Raw genomic sequence first — 19,092 nt, 5'->3', positions numbered from 1 at the left:
CGGCTCACCATCAACCAACTTCGATGGTGAGCCAATAAATTACAACGCTAAATCTATCTCAGATTAGCGAGAATATACGTTCAATGCTGGGAAGAAGTATGCGATCTCAACAGCAGCTGTTTCAGCCGCATCGGAGCCGTGAACAGCATTTGCATCGATACTGTCAGCGAAGTCAGCACGAATTGTACCTTTTTCTGCCTTCTTAGGATCAGTCGCACCCATCAGGTCACGATTTTTCAGAATCGCGCCTTCACCCTCCAGGACCTGAATCATCACAGGACCAGAAACCATGAAATCTACCAAATCTTTGAAGAAAGGACGCTCACGATGAACTGCGTAAAAACCTTCTGCTTCAGCACGAGACAATTGCGCCATACGAGCAGCGATGACTTTCAGGCCAGCACCTTCGAAACGGCTATAAATTTGACCAATAACATTTTTAGCAACAGCATCCGGTTTGATAATGGATAAAGTACGTTCAATAGCCATGAAAAACTCCAATAAAAAGAATAAGTTAAGATAAATTCAAAAGAAATCATCCAACCTTAGATTTTAGCATGAATAGCAGCTGAGATAATGAACCCTGGGAAATTAAGCGCAGAGTCATTTCATCGCTCAAAAATAGCCATAGACTCAACATGGGATGTATGGGGAAACATGTTCACAACTCCAGCTGCCGCCAGTTTATAACCCGCATCTCCAACGAGAATCCCTGCATCCCTTGCTAACGTAGATGGACTACAGGAAACATAAACTATGCGTTGAGGCAAGTGGCCAGGCGATTCACGCGAGATTTCTGCAAGAGCCTGACAAACTGCCATAGCCCCATCACGTGGAGGATCAACTAACATCCTGTCAAATTTACCCAGACCCAACAAATCCTTCGCACTCACCTCAAATAAGTTGCGAGTCTCAAACGAGACTTTTTCAGCCAACCCGTTAGCAATCGCATTCTCCATTGCTCGCTCAGTTAACGTCTGACTACCCTCAATCCCTACAACCTCTCGGGCGAGCGTTGCTATCGGCAACGTAAAATTCCCAATACCACAAAACAAATCTGCAACACGGTCACCAGGCTGCACATCAAGCATCCTTAATGCCCTGGCAACAAGCACACGATTTATCTGGTGATTTACCTGTGTAAAATCAGTGGGCTTAAACGGCATTTTTACTCCAAATTCCGGCAGCAAATAATGCAGATCAGTTTCTTTGGGGTAGTAAGGCTCTGCAGAATCCGGCCCCTTCGTTTGCAACCACCAATATATTTTATGATTATCCGCAAACTGCTTCAGGAGAATTTCATCTTCCGCAGACAATGGCGCCATGATCCTCAAAACCATGACCGTTTTTCCCTCACCGATCGCAAGCTCGATTTGCGGCAACTGCTCAATAATAGTCAATGATGAAATTAACTCCCTAAGCGGCATCAACAAATCAGATACGTGCTTGGGCAAAATCTGGCACGTTTCCATATTTGCTACGTACCGGGATTTCTTCTCATGAAATCCAACCAGCACCACACCCTTTTTATGCACATTGCGAACCGAAAGCCTTGCTCTGAAGCGATAACCCCAGGTTGGTCCTTGTATTGGCCGCAAAATAGTATCAGGGCGGACTTTTCCTATATGCTTGAGATTATCCTCAAGTACCCTCTGTTTTACAGAGACCTGCGCCGATGGCTCAAGATGCTGCATCGAGCATCCGCCACAAACACCAAAAAATTCACATTTTGGCTTTACGCGCTGCGACGACGCAAAATGCACCTCTGTTAATTCTGCAACCTCGAAACTACTTTTTTTCTTGAACGTGCTAAACGAAACGCACTCACCCGGCAATGCACCTTCAACAAATACAACCTTACCCTGCGTACCGTCTTCGTTGACGAGATGACCCACACCACGAGCATCCATGTCGAGCGAGGAGATATTAATTGTGTTCATAAAAACCAAAAGCGGACGACATACCGTCCGCTACCTTTTGTAAAGTAAAACCAGAATTATAGAGAATTACGCTTAGCAAACCAACCAAGCATAATCAAATGAAAGCATCCCTACCAACCCCGCGGGATAAAAAAGATCGCTTGAGCTTGATTAGTGCTTCCTGCTGAATCTGACGTACCCGCTCCCTTGTGATCCCCATTTCATCAGCAAGGGTTTCGAGCGTTGCAGGATCATCATTATCCAAGCCAAAACGACGGATAACCACGATACGCTGCTTATCAGGCAACTTTGATAACCAGTCGCGAACCAGAAGTGCCATCTCATGATGTTCCGCACGTGAATCAGGGCCATCGTCTGCATCACCCGGCAACATATCCATAAGACTTGATTGCGGATCGTTATCTAATGGAGTATCGAGAGAAGCTGCATGCTCTGATAAAGCCAGAATATCCTGAACCTCATCAACAGGCCTATCAACTAGCAAAGCAATATCTTCCAAATTTGCTTCACGCCCATCACTTCTTTGAGATTCAAGATGATATTTAGCCCGAAGAATCTGATTCAGCTCCCGAACCATATGCACGGGAAGCCGTATTGTCCGAGCCTGATTCATAATTGCACGCTCGATACTTTGTCGAATCCACCATGTTGCATAGGTAGAAAACCGAAAGCCTCGCTCTGGCTCAAATTTGTCGATGGCATGCATTAACCCGAGGTTCCCCTCTTCAATCATATCAAGCAGGGCTACGCCTCGGTTAATGTAGTGCTTTGCAATTGAAACAACAAGGCGCAGATTGTGCTCAATCATTTTTTGCCTCGCCTGAAAATTTCCCCGCTTGGCGAGAGTCGCGAAATGCAATTCCTCTGCAGCATCAAATAAAGGTCTAGTCCCAATTTGATTCAAATAAAACTGCGTGGTATCTGTCGAGAGCTCTGCCGCCAAAACACTCTTCAACTCATCAATGGGAGCAACGACCGTTGTTGCTGGATCGGAGGCTTCATCTGAAGGATCATCCTCATTATCAGCTTGCTCACTAGCCTGACTCAACAACACTGGATCATCTAACATAGAACTCTCGGCAGAAAACTCTCCTGATTCTGAATCATGGCTTGCACTTTTTTGCATAATTATCACCACAGCAGTTCATCGGTTGGTCAATGGAAATACTATCCCAGCTTTGTGATGCTTACTTGCAGATGAATCATTACTTCGCGATCAGGAAAAGTAACCTGACAAAACCATACTCCGTCAACGTGGCGGCAAATATCTCGCAGGATCGATCGATTTTCCGTTCAGCCGAATTTCAAAATGTAATTTTATAGTATCACTATCGGAGTTACCCATTTCAGCAATCTTTTGCCCTTTGGTGACGTTTTGACCTTCTTTCACAACTATTGTCTTATTGTGCGCATACGCGGAAAGCAGATTATTACTGTGCCGCAGAATAACCAAATTTCCATACCCACGAATACCACTACCAACATACATTACCCTGCCAGAGCCAGCCGCATGAATATCCTGCCCAAGCTTCCCCGAGAAATCCAGTCCTTTATTTTTTCCCTCATCAAATAAAGCGGAGGGCTTGGAATCAACAGGCCACATCCAGTCGATATTATCAGTGTCGTTAACCGAGGCATTTTCAATTGATTTTTCAGGCAATTTAGAGAGCGCAGCAGTGGTTATGGGTTGTGCGATTCCGGACGTTGCAAGTTGCCCCGGATCCGACTTCTGAAGCTCCGCATACACACTTTCAGAATAAGCTCGTTTATCACCTCTAGGAATAGATTTATTGGAAGCTCCCCCCATAGTAACAACAGTATTTGTCGTTGCCTGCAAAGGTTTTGCCTCGGACAGAACAGGACTCGCAACGGGCGTCGTCTGAGCTGCATTTAGTGATGCAACTGTCTCAGGAGGTGCAATCTTTAAAATCTGATCTACTTTAATATCGTTTGGGTTCTTTAATCCGTTCCACAAAACAAGGTCCGTATAGTTACGACCGTGATCGAGTGCAATTTTATATAAAGTATCTCCACGTTTCACAACATAAGTACCACGGACCGACTCAACAGGCTTAGGCGGAATAATCTTAGCATTCGGCACAACAGGAATAGCGGCAACCTCTTGTGGCACAACGGCGCTTCGCCTGTCTTCAACCGGAGCTTGATGCATACCCGTAGAACATGCAGACAAAAAAAAGACGGTCATAGCCGTCAATACGGGAGGAAACGAATTAAATTTCAGCATCCTGAACTTTATGTAAAATAATCAACAATTTCAGGTAACACCTGATCTCAGAGGCACAAAATGACATTGTTCAATTTCTGATGAGTGCCATTCCGCCTCAGATATTCTCTCAACGAGTTGCAAAATTTGCTTCTTTCCGCCGACAGGCGCAATTAAACGCCCACCAACTTTCAATTGTTGCAACAATTCATTAGGAATTTCAATCCCCGCAGCAGCCAAAATAATGCCATCGAATGGAGCAACCAGTTTCAATCCCTTGCAACCGTCACCGTAATGCAATCTGATGTTTGCAATTCTCAAAGGTCTGAGATTAATTTTAGCAAGCTCGTGCAAAGCGCGAATTCGCTCAATTGAAAAAACCTCTTTTGCAGCAAGCGACAACACTGCTGCCTGATAACCACAACCCGTCCCGACCTCAAGTACCCGATCAAGATCTCTTCCGCCCCTCATCAATTCGATCATTCTAGCAACAATATAAGGCTGAGAAATCGTTTGATGATGGCCGATCGGAAGTGAGGCATCCACGTAAGCTTGCCCCACCATTCCTGGTTCAAGGAAAGCATGACGAGGGATTGATAGCATTGCATCTAGAACAACTTTATCTTTTACACCTAGCTGGGCCACTCTTTGAACCATCGCTTTACGCAGACCCTCTGGTACAGGCTCTCGATCCAACAGCATTGCAAGTGGAACAGGTTCCATGCTTTTTTGATGCAAATCCCGGATCTGACGAGAATTTTGCATCGCAGTTTGCCCGGAATATAAAGTGTTTGCTGTATTTGAAGATTTTCCCGCTGACTGAACAACTGAAGAAAGCGTTAACGGAAAGCGTTTTTCCGGAGACGTCATAAGCTTTCCAGCTCCAGATCCTTTAGCTGCCCAAAATGAGTTAGGTCAATTTGCAATGGCGTTACTGAGACGTATCGACCTGATACTGCTTCAAAATCTGTACCCATTCCACCATCATCAGCCCCACCAGGCGGGCCAATCCAGTACATAGATTTACCTTTTGGATCAGTCATCTGAATAACAGGCTCGGAAACATGGCGCTTTCCCAACCTAGTTTTGCGTATCCCCGCAATCTGATTAAGGGGCAGGTTCGGTATATTTACATTTAACAGATAACGCTGACCTAGCTCAGCAAATCCGCGCTTTACCAAGTTGGCGGCAACCTGCGCTGAAGCATCAAGATGACTCCAGCCTTTATCAACCTGAGAAAAAGCAATCGCCGGCACCCCGAACAAATACCCTTCAGTCGCAGCTGCAACGGTGCCTGAATAAAGTGTGTCATCCGCCAGATTTTGCCCCTGATTAATTCCCGAAACGACCAAATCCGGTTTAACAGTCATTAGACTTGTCAAGGCAATATGAACGCAGTCAGCAGGAGTACCATTAACATAGTAAAAACCGCTAGAAGCCTGCTCAACAAAAAGTGGCCTATCCAACGTCAGTGCATTCGAAGCACCAGAACGGTTTGAATCCGGTGCAACGACAGTTATATTCGCAAAATCCGACAGGGCCTCGAACAGCGCATGCAAGCCCGGTGCAAGATACCCATCGTCATTACTGATCAAAATATTCATGATTCTAATTTTACATGACGAGAAGGTTTATATTCTACCGATTGATCTAAATTTACGTCGGTTGATGATCACCCAGCCAGTAGCGATTTATATCTTTCAGTCCCCACTTAGCAGCATCCTCACGATTTGCAATTTTATCCTGTACACCCGGCCCTGAAAGATCAATTAATTCCGGCTGGAGGTAACTCATCGATTTAATTGAGTAAAAAACTCTTACTTTTGGCGTCAACAATGATTTACCCGCCAACTGTTCAACGACAACACCTAATCGACCAGACTCCAGCCTAACCAGCGTGCCGACCGGGTATATACCGATACTTTTGACAAAGGCCTGAAATATTTTTTCATCAAAATGCCCTTTGCTCCACTCAGCCATTTTGCGTAAAGACTCAGCAGGGCACCAACCCTGCTTGTAAGGACGATTGGACGTAATCGCATCGTACACATCACAAACAGCACCCATTCTTGCAAAAAGACTGATTTCATCCCCTTTTAAACCTTCCGGATACCCTGTTCCGTCAATTTTCTCATGGTGATGCAAACAAACATCCAAAGAGATATCGCTTACACCTTCAGAATCACGCAGCATTTTATATCCGGCCGCAGGATGTTCTTTTACTGAAATAAACTCTTCGTCTGTCAGTTTGCCAGGCTTATTTAAAATATCACCCGGCACCATCATCTTGCCGATGTCATGCAACAATCCAGCAACTCCGGCTTCACGCGTCTGATGCTCATCCAATCCAAGCTGTTTCGCCAACGCAACCATTAAAGCGCAAACAGCGACCGAATGCATATAAGTGTAATCATCCTTCGTTTTCAGTCTCGCAAGGCCAATCAGCGCTCCGGGATTACGCATAACCGAGCTGGAAATCTCTTCAACCAACTCCTTTGCATTATCAACATTAACCGCCTTTCCCATGCGCGCCTCAGAGAACATGGAATATACAGCTTCCTTCGACTTATCGACAATTCGGGAAGCCCTGCCAAGCTCCTCTTCCATACTTGCAGGCACAATGATTTTTGGCAGTGGCACTGCTGCAACCTGAACAACCGGCACAGTATCTGATACTGCTTCAGGTTGCTTTGGCTCTTCTATGTCTCGCCCTTTTTCCGTGTCAATCCAGGCTTCTCTGATGCCAGACTTCAGGATTTGCCTTACTTCATCAAGATCGGAAATTAAAAAAGATTTTTTCCAAAAGGGTGTGCTAATCCATGAACCGCAAAGCTCATGAACATGCATCCCGACACGCAACTTGGCAACCTCGATCTTTTTCAACATACTTCAATCACGATGATACTGACCGACGGCCAGATATTTCACAAAAGAATCATTTTACAACGTCATTCCCACAACTGCCTCAAGGACAAAATATTTAATGTTTTTAGTCAAATACGTTGTCGCAACAACCCAAACTGCTTAAAGAAATCCTGCATCAGGTCGTTTTGAATAAAACTCAGATTATAAGGATGCTCCGATATCAGCTGAGACATAGAAGCAGCCTCAGGAATTTTATTTATCTCAGAAGCGACTTTCCCCCATAGTACCAGCGCTGGAGGTGTTGACGAAGCATTCTGAAGATACAAAAGAATTTCGCGCAAAAATGGCATCCAGGATTTACCGTCTTTTACCGGCGCAACATCTTTTCTGAATACCAAAGAAGCATTTAACAGTAAGAATCCATTTTCAACCAAATTGCACTGCAGCTCAGGCAAAGTCCTGATCAGATTGGCTCCTGCCAGCCTTGCTTTCGGCAGTATCTCCGCCATCGCTCCACCAGAGGTCTGGTCAGCCATCAGAAAACCCTCTGTAACACAAAGCATTTTAAGGAAATTTCTCAGTGACGTTGCTTTATTAGCACGCTTAGAAAATCCTGACTCATCATCTAACCAGATTGCCTGAACTGCCCCATCCATAAACGCGTACCCGGTCGCACTTTCCGGTCGCGGATATGGACCTTCACCAACCAGTACATAACGAATTTCTGAAGGCGCGCGCGAAAAAGCGGCAAAAATCCTGTTTTCAGTCGGTAAAAAGTCAGATTTGGCAAGACTCTGTAAATACCCGGGAAAAGATCGCTCGATCGCATATAAACCACACTTAACGGGCGCAAGCCATTCGGGATGCACTCTTTCCAGTGCATCCCGAAATTCAGATTGAATATCGAATCCTGTCAATTAATTTGCTCCCATCACTGCTGGCATTGAAGCAACTGGAACACCCGGTACGACCATCGGTATATTCTGTGGCGGAGGTGGAGGCGGCTGCATCGGAACACCACCAGAAACATTCCGGATCGGATAATTTGAACTATTCACACCTGCATTTTCAGCCACAGGTGCAGCGAAGCCCGCGACCGCACCGACGTTACTTTGAGGCATTTCGATTCTTCGCAAAATTCCACCCTCAGCAAGCTGAACCGATCTCGCTGAAATTTCCCGCACTTGCACCCCGGGCACAACTTCCTCACCCACCCTGACAGGCTTCGCGGGCTTGCCATCGGCTACGACCAGGGCCACACTAGGAAGACCTGCCCGCGAAAGTATTACCCCTTTTAACTGATAATTTGACGGAGCGGCCTGTGATGACTGACTTTCTCCAAAAACACCTCCCCACATTCCCGCAGCAGGTTCAAAACTTTGGGACGCAACTGAAGAAGAAACTCCACGTGGCTGCCCTTTAAACATTCGCATCGCCCAAAATGCGACACTTGCACAAAGCAATAAAAAACAACAAAAACTTAACAAAACCGGAAGACGCTTCATCACTATTCCTATCAGCGTACGAGGGAATTAATTTCAATAATTGGCATAAGAACTGCCAAAACAATAACCAGCACTACTACGCCCATCACAAGAATCAACAATGGTTCGAGCATACCTGCCATCGCCAGCGCCCTGCGCTCCAGATCCTGCTCCTGGGTATTTGAAGCACGCTGAAGCATCGTAGGCAACTCACCTGTTACTTCACCAGCGCGTATCATGTGAATTAACACCGGTGGAAAATGTTTAGACGAAGACAACGCGCGAGCAAGACTGACACCCTCTCTTACACTATTTGTCGCCTCCTCCACCTGCGCCTTCATTGCAACATTGGATACCGTCTCGCTGCTTGTTTGAAGTGCCTTTAAGATAGGAACTCCCGAACCCGTGGTAATCGCGAGTGTGGAAGCAAATCTTGCCGTATTAAGGCTACGTTCAAAACGCCCGTAAACCGGCGCATTCAGTAACCATTTATGCCAGCGCAATTTTACTGCGGGATCACGTAAGGCCATTTTCCAGCCGAAACCAGCAAGTGCCAACACAATTGCTACAATCCAACCACTACTTCGAACAAAATCTGAAATTGCCAACATAGCAACCGTGAGTGCTGGCAACTTTTGCTTCGTATTTGCAAAAACAGACACGATTTGTGGAACAACATAGGTCAGAAGAAAAATAACAATAGCAAACGCTACCACGGTAACAATTGCGGGGTATGTAAACGCCAGTTTTACCTTCTGTGCAAGCGCATTTCGCCGCTCAATATAGTCTGCCAAGCGCGACAAAACGTTAGCAAGCTGCCCAATATGCTCTCCGGACGCAACAAGAGCCCGGTAAATATCAGGAAAATCTTGCGGGTGCTGTTTAAGCGCATCAGATAACGGTGAGCCCGCCATCACTTCTGAACGAACTGATGCAATTAAATCACGAATAAATGAGCGCTCAGCCTGTTCAACCAAGGCCGTCAACGATTGCTCCAGCGGAAGGCCTGACTCCAACAGACTCGCCAACTGGCGGGTAAACATGGCTAGTTCAACTGTCGACAATTTCTCGGAGAAGACGCTGATTCCAGACTTTCCCGATCTGCCATTTTGCTGAATTTGCTCTACAGCAACGGGCACCAGCCCCTGAGAACGTAAATCACTTCGTGCAGCACGGGAGCTGTCGGCATTCAACACGCCTTTAGAGACCTGCCCCTGCGAATCTACTGCTTCATATCGGAACGCTGGCACGGTTTAGTCCTTTGTCACACGCAACAATTCTTCCAGCGTAGTCACACCAGCGGCGAGCCAGCGATCACCATCCTCACGCATGGTTTTCATCCCATCACGCTGAGCTGCCTGCCGGATATCAGCCTCCGACGCCTGATGATGAATTTGCGAGCGAATTTCATCTGTCGTTTGCAACAACTCGTAGACACCGACACGACCAGAATATCCTGTATGTCCGCAATGCTCACAACCATTGGCATGCCAGCGACCACCTTCTTCATATTTGCAGTGACCGCAAAGTTTTCTGACCAATCGCTGAGCAACAACACCGAGTAAAGAGGACGATAGCAGAAATGGTTCAATACCCATATCCATCAGCCGGGTCACCGCTGATGCCGAATCGTTTGTGTGCAAGGTAGCCAGAACCAAATGCCCTGTAAGGGAGGCCTGTACTGCAATCTGCGCCGTCTCCAAATCACGGATTTCACCAATCATGATGACATCCGGATCCTGACGAAGAATGGCACGGAGCGCTTTCGCGAACGTCATATCGATTTTCGCATTAACCTGAGTCTGCCCCACGCCTGCAAGTTCGTACTCAATCGGATCTTCAACCGTAAGAATGTTAGTGGTTCCTGCGTTCACTCTGGACAGCGCTGCATACAGGGTCGTTGTCTTACCAGACCCTGTTGGTCCAGTGACCAATACAATGCCATGTGGCTGGGCGATCAGTTTATCGAATTGTCCCAGTACATCTGCACTCATTCCCAGATGAGATAAATCAAGTCGACCTGCTTCTTTGTCAAGCAAGCGCAGCACAGCACGCTCACCATGTCCGGTCGGCAAGGTAGAAACACGCACATCCACAGGCTTACCGCCTATACGTAGAGTAATGCGTCCATCCTGAGGTAAACGTTTCTCTGCGATATCAAGCTGCGCCATAATTTTGATACGGGAAATCAGTGACGCGTGAATTGCCTTCCTTGGACGAACCACATCTCTTAATGTGCCGTCGACGCGAAAACGTACTACCGAAATCTGTTCAAATGGTTCGATATGAATATCAGATGCGCCGTCCCGCAATGCCTGCGTCAGGAGTGCATTAATCATGCGAATAATCGGAGCGTCGTCAGACGATTCCAGCAAGTCTTCCACTGCTGGCATATCCGACATCAACTTTGCAAGGTCCAGATCAGACTCAACCTCGCCGACAACATCAGCGGCATCACCACCTGAACCGGCATAAGTACGTGCCATCAGAGCAGCAAGCTCGTCATCCGATAACAGCTCATAACGAACTTTTCCAAACCTTCTCCCAACCTCAGAAATCGCAGCAGGCGAAGTAGTTCGCGCAATACTAAGGATAACCGGGAGTTCTGGCTGACTGCTATCCCGACCGGCGACAATGGCATGATCGCGAGCGAAGGCGAACGGCAGCAAGCGATATTCCATCATTACTGTTTTTCCTTTACAGAATTCTGGGCAGGTTTAGCTACGGGAGAAAGCATGAGCTTACCCTTATCCATTCGCAATCCCTGGTTAACAAATTCTGGACTCAGTGAAGGCGAAATCTGCGTGCGCATGTAATCATAGCGGTCAAGCGAAAGTGCGGCGCCTTGTTCTGCAGTACGAATAACTACAGGACGCAGGAACACCATCAGATTCGTCTTGCCACGCTTATTTGTCTGATAGCGGAAGAGATTCCCCACTACTGGCAAATCGCCAAGCAGTGGGACTTTTTCCGCTGCTTCATTTGCGCTATCTTCAATCAAACCACCCAATGCCAGCACTTCCCCATCCTCGATAAGGACATTCGTTGCAATCGTCCGTAACTTCGTAATCAGGCCAGTGGTTCCGGTTGATACCGACGTATCGATACTGGAATTTTCCTGATAAATCGCCAGTTTCACAGTACCGCCTTCGGAAATCTGTGGTTTTACTGTCAGTTTCAAACCGATCTCTTTGCGCTCGATCGTCTGAAACGGATTCACACCTGACGAGCCTGTTGATGCAGAGGTAGTGAACTGACCGGTAACAAACGGCACATTCTGACCCACTGTAATTCTCGCTTCTTCATTATCCAGCGTCAGAAGATTCGGCATCGACAGAATATTGGCATTACCTTTACTTTGCAGCGCATGTGCAACTGCGCCCAGGCCGAGCTTGCCATTAATATTTTTAAATATACCCAGTGTAAGGCCACTTGTCGGTGTCGGCGATTTGCTTGTCGCAAGACTTAACAGATTGTTTCCTGAGTCAGTAAAGCTGGTCACACCACCGACGCGAATATTGCTTGAATCGTCGCCTGTCAGTGCGGCCCACTGAACACCCAGCTCATCCACTTTGTCTGCTGAAATTTCAACAATCAGTGCTTCCACATAAACTTGTGCACGACGGGCATCCAGTTGATCGATCACTGCTCGCAGATTACGGTAAACCGGCTCGCTTGCTGTAATGATCAGCGTGTTAGTAGCTGCATCTGCCTGAATAAAACCTGCACCGCTACCACCGGATGATGAGGACTGGGCGGATGTTGAGGATTGCGGTAAACCGCCACCAGTTACGCCGGTATTGGAATTTGCCAGCCCCGAACCTGTTTGTGCAGCACCCGTGCCGGACTGTGTATTACCGCCGCCAAGTGATGATCCAAGATTCTGCAATCCACTACTCAAATTGGGCTGAGCGCTGGTGTCTCCAGTCACAATCGAGCGCAGTGTTGCAGCCAACTTTACTGCCTCGGCATTTTTCAAATATACAACATGTACATTGCCAGGCATTTTTGTTGGCTGATCCAGCTTCTCTACCAGCGACTTCACCAGATTTGCACGTGCAGCGGATGGCGCACGCACCAGAATCGCATTCGTACGCGGATCTGCCATGACAACGGTACGACCAGCTTCCGCGCTACCGTTGTTTTCAATCAGCTTCGCTACCATCGCTGCCATATCGCTGGCGATTGCATGGCGGAGCGGAAGAATTTCAAGATCTGAACTCGGTGGCACATCCAGTGCAGCAATAATTTTTGCGATACGTTTCAGATTATCCGCATAATCTGTAATCACCAGCGTGTTATTACCAGGATTTGCAGCCACAGAATTATTCGGAGAAATCAGAGGCCTGATGACAGTAACAATATTGTTTGCAGCCTCATAGTTCATTCTGAAAACCTGAGTGACTATCTGGTCGCCTTTATTTCCTTCAGCTTTTTCCGTTGTATTGGCAGGACCAGACTGAAGTTTCGCATCGGTTTCCGGCACAACTTTATAATATCCATCTGAATAAACAACTGAATAGGTTTGCAGTCGCAAAGTCGATGTCAGTAATTTAAACGCCTGATCTCTGGTTAAAGGTTTTTCCGATTGCAGCGTAATTTGTCCCTTTACTCGGGGATCAATAATAAACGTCATGCCGGTGAAGTGCCCGACTGCCTTAATTACCGACTCAATATCTGCGTTAACAAAATTCAGATCAACGGTATTCGGCGCTGCCTGTGCAGGCGTTTGCGCCTGAGCAAAAGACGATGTCGTGACCATGCAACCAGCGGCCAGTGCCACTGCTGCCGCGATGGCCGATAATTTCAGCTGGTTTGAGCGAGCTTGCTGAGATTTCATAGTTGCCTTACTTGTCGATTTCATAATTTTCATTTGAATTCTAATGCGATTACGTCTTTTGCACCTTCTTTACGGCGCTGCCCAAGCAAATTCAGCAAATTTGCCAATTTCGCTTCTGCACCATCCTGTGCCCAGGCTTTACCCGAAAATTGCAGCCTGCCTCCCTGAATACCGCCAGTTCCGGATAACATCATCGGGCCCTGTTGAGTCTGCAGTTGCAGATTCATCTTCGTACCTTGCAAATCCAGCCGAACCTCATAACTACCGAGAGGTCTGACCGGCGACAATCGTGAAGACATGTCGCTCAGGGTGAACAACAGTTGTCCCTGACCATTAAACTGCGTGCCTTCACGCACAAAACTGAGATTCTTCCAGTGCATATCCAGTTTTCCGGAAGGACCAATCGTATTCAACGGCGCCCCAAATCCTTGCAATCTCTCGGTAGGCAATAACAATACTGCTTCACTGACAAACAATGTCGATACATTACCCGTCATCAAGACTGGCTTCGAAAGCGCTTCGGGATTACTCAGATTAACCTCAATCTGACCCAGCAATAACAAGGGGGATATTTTCCAGCTAAAACGCCCGGGAAACACCGGCGTCACAGGTCCGTTATTATCTGCAGCGACACCAACAAAAGCAGAGCCTGACCAGAACGACCCCTGCACATCCCCTAGACTCAGACGACCACCAGTCTGTTTTTCCAGTAACGCAGATAACCATGCGGCAGGCAAAAACACAACTATAGTCAGAAAAAAGGTGATAAGTGCAGCTGACATCCATATCAGCTTGCGTTGCCATGACGCCATCAGCGTGCTCCTGAGCGAATCTGACGCATGGTAAAACTGGCATTGACCTGACCCGCTTCCGTTTGTGCAGTCAGCTTTGCATCCTCTACAACCAAACGGAACGACTTCTGCATCTCAGCAACCCATTCCATCAGGTTACCGTAACCAGCCGACTGAATCTGCAACTTCACAGTATCATCTGTCACCGACAAGGTCTGTGCTTTCATGCCGCGGGTGCTTAACGCACTTTCTATCATTTCCCGTGTAACCGGCTCTATACCCTGGCTGAGCTGGGGTGCGAGCTGGTTATACTGAACACTAAGAGCATTCATTTCTGCCAACTGTTGCCTCTGCACCGGAATACTTTTTTCCAACGCAATCCGTCCCGTGTATGCGGGGTCGATCGCTGTCAGATAAAATAAGGCGGCAACGACAACGGCTGCACCTATCGTCAGCGTTTTGCGCTCGCGTGGCTCACGCTCAGACCAGTACTGCTCAAACTGCGCCCTCCAGACTGAAATCATTTTTTCTTACCTCCGGCACTCACCTGCCACACGCCTTCGCTTTTCTTCTCCACCGTCAATGACTGCTCCGCAAGTGCGGTAGCAAGTGCATCTACTGGCACTGTGACACCACTTTTCACCTTAATGATTAAAGCGTGCTCTTTATATTCCATCGTTTCAATTGCCATTGTTTGCCCCGCCATGACTTTGTCCCAGGACTGAGCAAAACGAAATGCCACAGAAGCAAAATCGGAGCCAGAGAACTGACCAGCCTGCTGCTGTGCAGCTGACAACTTCCTTTGCATTTGCTCCAGAGGAAACTGAACTGGTTCATTCGGAAAGGATGAACGGAAAGTTTCAACGATCGCCGTCTTTAATGCTTTCTCTTCCCTTTTCAGACTCAGCCACTCGAGATTCAGCGCAAACACATTCACTACCAAAGCTGCGCCACCGAGGATAAGCGGCCATTTCCAGCGTTTCCAGTCAAATGCTGGCTGCGCTGCGAAATCAATATCTCTGAAAAGATCAGGCACGCTGGTATGAATACCCGCCACACGCTGCGACCAGCTGCAAGCCTGCACTTCCCATGCGCTCAGTTCGGGCGATACTGCTGCAATTTCTTTCCAGCGTTCCAGCTCATTTCCCGGCACAAACAGCTTTACCGGCAAGCTGCTGTCTGGAGGTAACATAATCTGCGCCAGTTGCAGAACAACTGATGTATCCGCATGGTCCAGTAAATTCGCAGATATCCTGCCGGGACCGCCATTGATTGCCAGCTCAGTAACGTCCTGTCCTTGCTCAACCCATACTATTGCTGCATCTGACTCTGAACGCGATGCAAGATGCGACGCATATGCAGACAGTTTATGAACACCCCATGCACGGAGCAAACTCACAACCTGCTGAACCCAGTTACGATCTGCCACTGACACGACCGCTTTACCGTCTTTCACCGGCCCCGCAGCCAGGACCAGTTCGGCCGGATCCTGACTCAAATATTCTTCCATCAGATTTGGAAGCGCAGCCTTAAAGCGTACTGCGTTCATCGGTGGAACAGCGATTTCAAAAACGGATATATCACTTGCCGCGAACAGTACACGAATTTCATTCGCGCCATGCGCAAGCAAGCGAATCTGCTCCAGCGTTTGATGACCTTGCTGCATCAGTTGCCCGTTACCGGACATCAGCGCGAATCCCATTTGAATTGATCCAGTCCAATCCGGATCTTTAAGTGCCACGCTGCGCGGAGGCAAAGAAATATAAAGTAAGTTCGCCATATAGGTTTTTAGTTTTCCCGCAACCAGATCACCGTTGTCGATGCATCATCTGCCCGCTCGATCAATGCACTGATATCCAATGCAGAACGACTCATTTTCACTTTGCCGTTCACTATAAAAAAGCTGGTCCAGACCTGCAGATCTTTTTCAGTGATTGCTTTTGCTTTATCCGGAAAACGGTTTTGAAAGTCAGCAAGCTGATTGAAATACGAGCGCTCACGACTGGCGACGATAACGGCTGCGTCGCTCATGCTGACACCTTCAATGCGTGCGGACAAGACTTCCGCCGGTGCAGTATTCAGATTGACCGCGGTAATACCACCTCTGCGTGGTAAAACAGTCACAAATGTCCTTAATTTGTAGACCATTTCAGGGGTATAGCCCGGCACTGAAAGTAAATCATCAACCTGCGTGAAACCGACAAATTCAATCTCGTTTTTATCGCGCTGCACTGACTTAGCAGTCTGACTGGCCGAACTGTCCGGCGCACCTTTGGGTACGACTGGCACAATTTGTGTCTGCGCAATCATATTGGCTGTTCGTTTCGCGAGTTCTGAGGGTAATCGCAAATTAGTCAGCAACTTCGTATAGACCGCAATTTCACGGGCATCCGGAATACCATCGGTCGCCAGGTTATTCAGGTTGTACATTGCCTGGGCATCGACAATCTGTCCTGACAAGCTGGCTTCGCTGGCCTCAGTGTCCTGCTTTCCGTTTTCAACATACTGATCGAGACGCGTATCTTCGAGCTTCACAGCCCACGGCTCCCCCAGATAATCCACTTTCCCTGACTGACGCGCATCTTCCCGCAAAATCAGTCTGGCCCAGTCAATCGCACCACGGAAAATCCATTTTTTCTGTAACTGCAATCGCTGATTTTCAATGGAGCGCACCTGAACCTGCTGCTGCCAGAACAAGCTGGCGACAATCGTAATTGCCAGCGTGGTCAGCAACAATGCTGTTACCACTGCGACACCGCGCTGATACTTTAACTGTGTCAGTATTTTTGTCATGCAGCCCCCAGCAAAAACACTTTCACCATAGGCACTGGACGACTGGCAAGTTGTAAAGTCAATTCCAGACCTGTCAGTTTGGCTGACTTAGGGCCATTCGCAACAGGGAACGCCGGATTGGTAATCTGCTGGGACGGATTCTGAATATCATCACCACCATTACGCCAGCCTGTTTCACCGGTTTTCCACGTACGCATCTGAATTGACTGCACATCCTTTTGCAAGACGATAGGTGTCGCCCCGTCGCCGTCGCCCATCGCAAGTTCCCAGTCCGCACGAAGGCGTTTCAATTCACGTGTCAGCGGCAATTCCCGACGGCTCAACTGGGCATCCACGACGCTGTACACCACAACCTGATAGCGTGTCGGCTGCGCATCGTCACTGACAGAACGGATCAGCATCAGCTTATTGCCGCCCGCACTCAGCACACTTTGCCCGGGCATCAGGCTGGCATCCATCAAATGTGCGCAATCATTTTCAATTTGCGCAAAAGCCAGCTGGATACCACGGCTTTTTTCCATTTCCTGATTCAAAGCTTCCCGGGACCGAATAATGCCATCCAGCCCGCGCCAGCCTAATACGGCAATCATCGCCAGAATCGAAATAGCAATCAGCAATTCAATCAGGGTAAAACCTGATGAAGTACGACGCAGGCGGTACTCAGAGCGCATTCGGCACCACCTGATTCAGTTTAATAATGCGCCGGTCAGGACGGTCTGCCAGAAAAACTGACACTTCAACCCGACGGAAAGAAGGATTCGGTGTTGGAATCACACGTTCGTGACACATTAACTGCAAATCGGCCTGCGGACACTCAAAGTCGCGCTCACCAAGCGACGGCCATTCACGTGCCAGGCGGATGCTGGCCAGACGGTTTTCTGCCGACCAGGTTGCCATCATAGAAGTACGCAGATCCGTACTGTTTTGCGTGAGGCTGCCGACGGCACGCAGACTGGCACCGAGCGCCGTGCCGACAATAAATAAAGCCACCAGCACTTCAAGTAAAGTGAAGCCGGTTTGTGAACGTGGGAAGATATGTTTACTGATCGACATAAAAATGCCCTATGCCATCAGCACGAATACTGATTTTCTCTGCATCTGACTGCAGTGTCAGTACGAAAGGTTTATCAACCGGCTCACGCCCGAACACAATACGGAACTGACCCGGCTGAACCGGTGCCGGCTCCAGTGTCAGAGTGAGCGGAGAAATATCGTATTGCCGCTCACGCAGCAAATCATCTTTGAGAGGAATCCAACGCTGCTCTGAACGAATTAAAAAGCGATAAGCAAACTGATCAAGCTCAATTGCGACCGGCAAATTCCGCAGAATGGCCTCATCCCGCGCAACCTCCAGTAAGGAGGAAATTCGTTTTGCCTCACGTTCGAGATGCTGTTTTTTGCCTGGCACAGCGGTGACACTGATCATGCCAAGGATAATGCCGGCAATCACCATGACTACCATCAGCTCAAGCAGCGTGAAGCCGCGCTGCTTTGCATTGCGCATCATTTGAGAACCGTCGCAGCCGGATTAGCGATTACAAATCCCAGTTGCCGATGTCGGTGTTATAGCCATCACCGCCCGGCTGGCCATCAGCGCCGTAGGAAAACACGTCGAATTCGCCCTTCAGACCCGGATTCAGATACTGGTAAGGATTACCCCAAGGATCTTTCGGCAGTTTTTCAATATAACCTTTCCAGCCTGCTGCTGCAGGACCCGAAGTCGGCCGGGTTACCAGTGCCTGCAAACCTTGTTCTGTCGTCGGATAACGCTGGTTATCCAGTTTATAAAGCTTCAGCGCCTGAGAAATGGCAGCAATATCCTGTTTGGCGGCGGTTACTTTAGCATCATCTGCGCGCCCCAGTACCTTAGGCGCAACCAGCGCGGCCAGAATACCGAGAATCACCACCACCACCATAATTTCCATCAGGGTAAAACCTGCGGCACGACGACGCTGACGAACTGCTGCTAAACCAGAATTCAACATATTTTCAACCTCTAAAATTCAAAGAACCTGCCACATGCAAATCACATACAGCAAAGCGCCCGCAAGTATAAAACGACAATTCCCGTGCAGTGCATAAATTCGCCGTAAATCATGAAAAAATTTTATCGCTCTGCCACGGGTGTCTGAATTTGCCACAAAACTGCAGCGCA

Annotated in this window: 20 protein-coding genes; all 20 read right to left on the bottom strand. The window is 48.0% G+C overall.

Annotation, left to right across the window (positions count from 1 at the left end):
- Positions 1-63: 63 nt before the first annotated feature.
- The 20 genes from ndk to gspG all read right to left on the bottom strand — a co-directional run bounded on the left by ndk (position 64) and on the right by gspG (position 18,922).
- Entirely contained in the window at positions 64-489 is a 426-nt protein-coding gene (gene ndk, locus KDM89_RS12610; protein WP_212688281.1) for a nucleoside-diphosphate kinase, read from the bottom strand.
- A 119-nt stretch (positions 490-608) separates the two neighbouring features.
- Complete coding sequence (rlmD, locus tag KDM89_RS12605) at positions 609-1,940, bottom strand: 23S rRNA (uracil(1939)-C(5))-methyltransferase RlmD (protein WP_212688280.1); 1,332 nt, start codon at positions 1,938-1,940, stop codon at positions 609-611.
- A 94-nt stretch (positions 1,941-2,034) separates the two neighbouring features.
- Positions 2,035-3,066: an RNA polymerase sigma factor RpoS gene (rpoS, locus tag KDM89_RS12600; protein ID WP_438947519.1), complete on the bottom strand. Its 1,032-nt coding sequence runs from the start codon at positions 3,064-3,066 to the stop codon at positions 2,035-2,037.
- Positions 3,067-3,189: 123 nt separating this feature from the next.
- On the bottom strand, positions 3,190-4,185 hold the full coding sequence (locus tag KDM89_RS12595) for a peptidoglycan DD-metalloendopeptidase family protein (RefSeq protein ID WP_230427842.1): 996 nt from the start codon (positions 4,183-4,185) through the stop codon (positions 3,190-3,192).
- 30 nt (positions 4,186-4,215) lie between these two features.
- Positions 4,216-5,034, bottom strand: coding sequence for a protein-L-isoaspartate(D-aspartate) O-methyltransferase (locus KDM89_RS12590; RefSeq protein WP_212688279.1), 819 nt, complete (start codon positions 5,032-5,034; stop codon positions 4,216-4,218).
- Positions 5,031-5,768: a 5'/3'-nucleotidase SurE gene (surE, locus tag KDM89_RS12585; RefSeq protein ID WP_212688278.1), complete on the bottom strand. Its 738-nt coding sequence runs from the start codon at positions 5,766-5,768 to the stop codon at positions 5,031-5,033. The genes KDM89_RS12590 and surE overlap by 4 nt, the downstream gene beginning before the upstream one ends.
- Positions 5,769-5,820: 52 nt before the next feature.
- Complete coding sequence (locus KDM89_RS12580; protein ID WP_212688277.1) at positions 5,821-7,050, bottom strand: HD-GYP domain-containing protein; 1,230 nt, start codon at positions 7,048-7,050, stop codon at positions 5,821-5,823.
- A gap of 107 nt (positions 7,051-7,157) precedes the next feature.
- Positions 7,158-7,946: a uracil-DNA glycosylase family protein gene (locus KDM89_RS12575; RefSeq protein WP_212688276.1), complete on the bottom strand. Its 789-nt coding sequence runs from the start codon at positions 7,944-7,946 to the stop codon at positions 7,158-7,160.
- On the bottom strand, positions 7,947-8,534 hold the full coding sequence (locus KDM89_RS12570) for a type II secretion system protein N (RefSeq protein ID WP_212688275.1): 588 nt from the start codon (positions 8,532-8,534) through the stop codon (positions 7,947-7,949).
- An 11-nt stretch (positions 8,535-8,545) separates the two neighbouring features.
- On the bottom strand, positions 8,546-9,763 hold the full coding sequence (gspF, locus tag KDM89_RS12565; RefSeq protein WP_212688274.1) for a type II secretion system inner membrane protein GspF: 1,218 nt from the start codon (positions 9,761-9,763) through the stop codon (positions 8,546-8,548).
- A gap of 3 nt (positions 9,764-9,766) precedes the next feature.
- Entirely contained in the window at positions 9,767-11,197 is a 1,431-nt protein-coding gene (gspE, locus tag KDM89_RS12560; protein WP_212688273.1) for a type II secretion system ATPase GspE, read from the bottom strand.
- Positions 11,197-13,377, bottom strand: a complete 2,181-nt coding sequence (gspD, locus tag KDM89_RS12555; RefSeq protein WP_230427841.1) for a type II secretion system secretin GspD — start codon at positions 13,375-13,377, stop codon at positions 11,197-11,199. The genes gspE and gspD overlap by 1 nt, the downstream gene beginning before the upstream one ends.
- A gap of 5 nt (positions 13,378-13,382) precedes the next feature.
- Positions 13,383-14,165, bottom strand: a complete 783-nt coding sequence (gene gspN, locus KDM89_RS12550; protein ID WP_212688272.1) for a type II secretion system protein N — start codon at positions 14,163-14,165, stop codon at positions 13,383-13,385.
- Positions 14,165-14,668 (bottom strand): type II secretion system protein GspM, encoded by a 504-nt coding sequence (gene gspM, locus KDM89_RS12545; protein WP_212688271.1) that lies wholly within the window; start codon positions 14,666-14,668, stop codon positions 14,165-14,167. The genes gspN and gspM overlap by 1 nt, the downstream gene beginning before the upstream one ends.
- Positions 14,665-15,924 (bottom strand): type II secretion system protein GspL, encoded by a 1,260-nt coding sequence (gene gspL, locus KDM89_RS12540; RefSeq protein ID WP_230427840.1) that lies wholly within the window; start codon positions 15,922-15,924, stop codon positions 14,665-14,667. The genes gspM and gspL overlap by 4 nt, the downstream gene beginning before the upstream one ends.
- A gap of 8 nt (positions 15,925-15,932) precedes the next feature.
- Positions 15,933-16,937, bottom strand: coding sequence for a type II secretion system minor pseudopilin GspK (gspK, locus tag KDM89_RS12535; protein WP_212688269.1), 1,005 nt, complete (start codon positions 16,935-16,937; stop codon positions 15,933-15,935).
- Positions 16,934-17,608, bottom strand: coding sequence for a PulJ/GspJ family protein (locus tag KDM89_RS12530; RefSeq protein ID WP_212688268.1), 675 nt, complete (start codon positions 17,606-17,608; stop codon positions 16,934-16,936). Before KDM89_RS12530 ends, gspK begins: the two co-directional genes overlap by 4 nt.
- The gene (gene gspI / locus KDM89_RS12525) at positions 17,598-17,990 is read right to left on the bottom strand and encodes a type II secretion system minor pseudopilin GspI (RefSeq protein WP_212688267.1); all 393 of its coding nucleotides are present in this window, start codon (positions 17,988-17,990) and stop codon (positions 17,598-17,600) included. Before gspI ends, KDM89_RS12530 begins: the two co-directional genes overlap by 11 nt.
- On the bottom strand, positions 17,977-18,444 hold the full coding sequence (gene gspH, locus KDM89_RS12520; protein ID WP_329604664.1) for a type II secretion system minor pseudopilin GspH: 468 nt from the start codon (positions 18,442-18,444) through the stop codon (positions 17,977-17,979). Before gspH ends, gspI begins: the two co-directional genes overlap by 14 nt.
- 28 nt (positions 18,445-18,472) lie before the next feature.
- Positions 18,473-18,922 (bottom strand): type II secretion system major pseudopilin GspG, encoded by a 450-nt coding sequence (gene gspG / locus KDM89_RS12515; protein ID WP_212688266.1) that lies wholly within the window; start codon positions 18,920-18,922, stop codon positions 18,473-18,475.
- Positions 18,923-19,092 lie beyond the last annotated feature (170 nt).

The organism is Cognatundibacterium luofuense, from assembly GCF_018139685.1.
GTDB lineage: Bacteria > Pseudomonadota > Gammaproteobacteria > Burkholderiales > Burkholderiaceae_D > Undibacterium > Undibacterium luofuense.
Note: the sequence above shows the minus strand (reverse complement) of the source record. Positions and strands in the feature narration are given on the sequence as shown.

What these genes read in the sequence shown, in the direction of transcription:
- ndk (WP_212688281.1), bottom strand. Translation starts at nt 489, where the DNA reads ATGGCTATTGAACGTACTTTATCCATTATCAAACCGGATGCTGTTGCT.
- rlmD (WP_212688280.1), bottom strand. Translation starts at nt 1,940, where the DNA reads ATGAACACAATTAATATCTCCTCGCTCGACATGGATGCTCGTGGTGTG.
- rpoS (WP_438947519.1), bottom strand. Translation starts at nt 3,066, where the DNA reads ATGCAAAAAAGTGCAAGCCATGATTCAGAATCAGGAGAGTTTTCTGCC.
- KDM89_RS12595 (WP_230427842.1), bottom strand. Translation starts at nt 4,185, where the DNA reads ATGCTGAAATTTAATTCGTTTCCTCCCGTATTGACGGCTATGACCGTC.
- KDM89_RS12590 (WP_212688279.1), bottom strand. Translation starts at nt 5,034, where the DNA reads ATGACGTCTCCGGAAAAACGCTTTCCGTTAACGCTTTCTTCAGTTGTT.
- surE (WP_212688278.1), bottom strand. Translation starts at nt 5,768, where the DNA reads ATGAATATTTTGATCAGTAATGACGATGGGTATCTTGCACCGGGCTTG.
- KDM89_RS12580 (WP_212688277.1), bottom strand. Translation starts at nt 7,050, where the DNA reads ATGTTGAAAAAGATCGAGGTTGCCAAGTTGCGTGTCGGGATGCATGTT.
- KDM89_RS12570 (WP_212688275.1), bottom strand. Translation starts at nt 8,534, where the DNA reads ATGAAGCGTCTTCCGGTTTTGTTAAGTTTTTGTTGTTTTTTATTGCTT.
- gspE (WP_212688273.1), bottom strand. Translation starts at nt 11,197, where the DNA reads ATGATGGAATATCGCTTGCTGCCGTTCGCCTTCGCTCGCGATCATGCC.
- gspD (WP_230427841.1), bottom strand. Translation starts at nt 13,377, where the DNA reads ATGAAATCGACAAGTAAGGCAACTATGAAATCTCAGCAAGCTCGCTCA.
- gspN (WP_212688272.1), bottom strand. Translation starts at nt 14,165, where the DNA reads ATGGCGTCATGGCAACGCAAGCTGATATGGATGTCAGCTGCACTTATC.
- gspM (WP_212688271.1), bottom strand. Translation starts at nt 14,668, where the DNA reads ATGATTTCAGTCTGGAGGGCGCAGTTTGAGCAGTACTGGTCTGAGCGT.
- gspL (WP_230427840.1), bottom strand. Translation starts at nt 15,924, where the DNA reads ATGGCGAACTTACTTTATATTTCTTTGCCTCCGCGCAGCGTGGCACTT.
- gspK (WP_212688269.1), bottom strand. Translation starts at nt 16,937, where the DNA reads ATGACAAAAATACTGACACAGTTAAAGTATCAGCGCGGTGTCGCAGTG.
- KDM89_RS12530 (WP_212688268.1), bottom strand. Translation starts at nt 17,608, where the DNA reads ATGCGCTCTGAGTACCGCCTGCGTCGTACTTCATCAGGTTTTACCCTG.
- gspI (WP_212688267.1), bottom strand. Translation starts at nt 17,990, where the DNA reads ATGTCGATCAGTAAACATATCTTCCCACGTTCACAAACCGGCTTCACT.
- gspH (WP_329604664.1), bottom strand. Translation starts at nt 18,444, where the DNA reads ATGATGCGCAATGCAAAGCAGCGCGGCTTCACGCTGCTTGAGCTGATG.
- gspG (WP_212688266.1), bottom strand. Translation starts at nt 18,922, where the DNA reads ATGTTGAATTCTGGTTTAGCAGCAGTTCGTCAGCGTCGTCGTGCCGCA.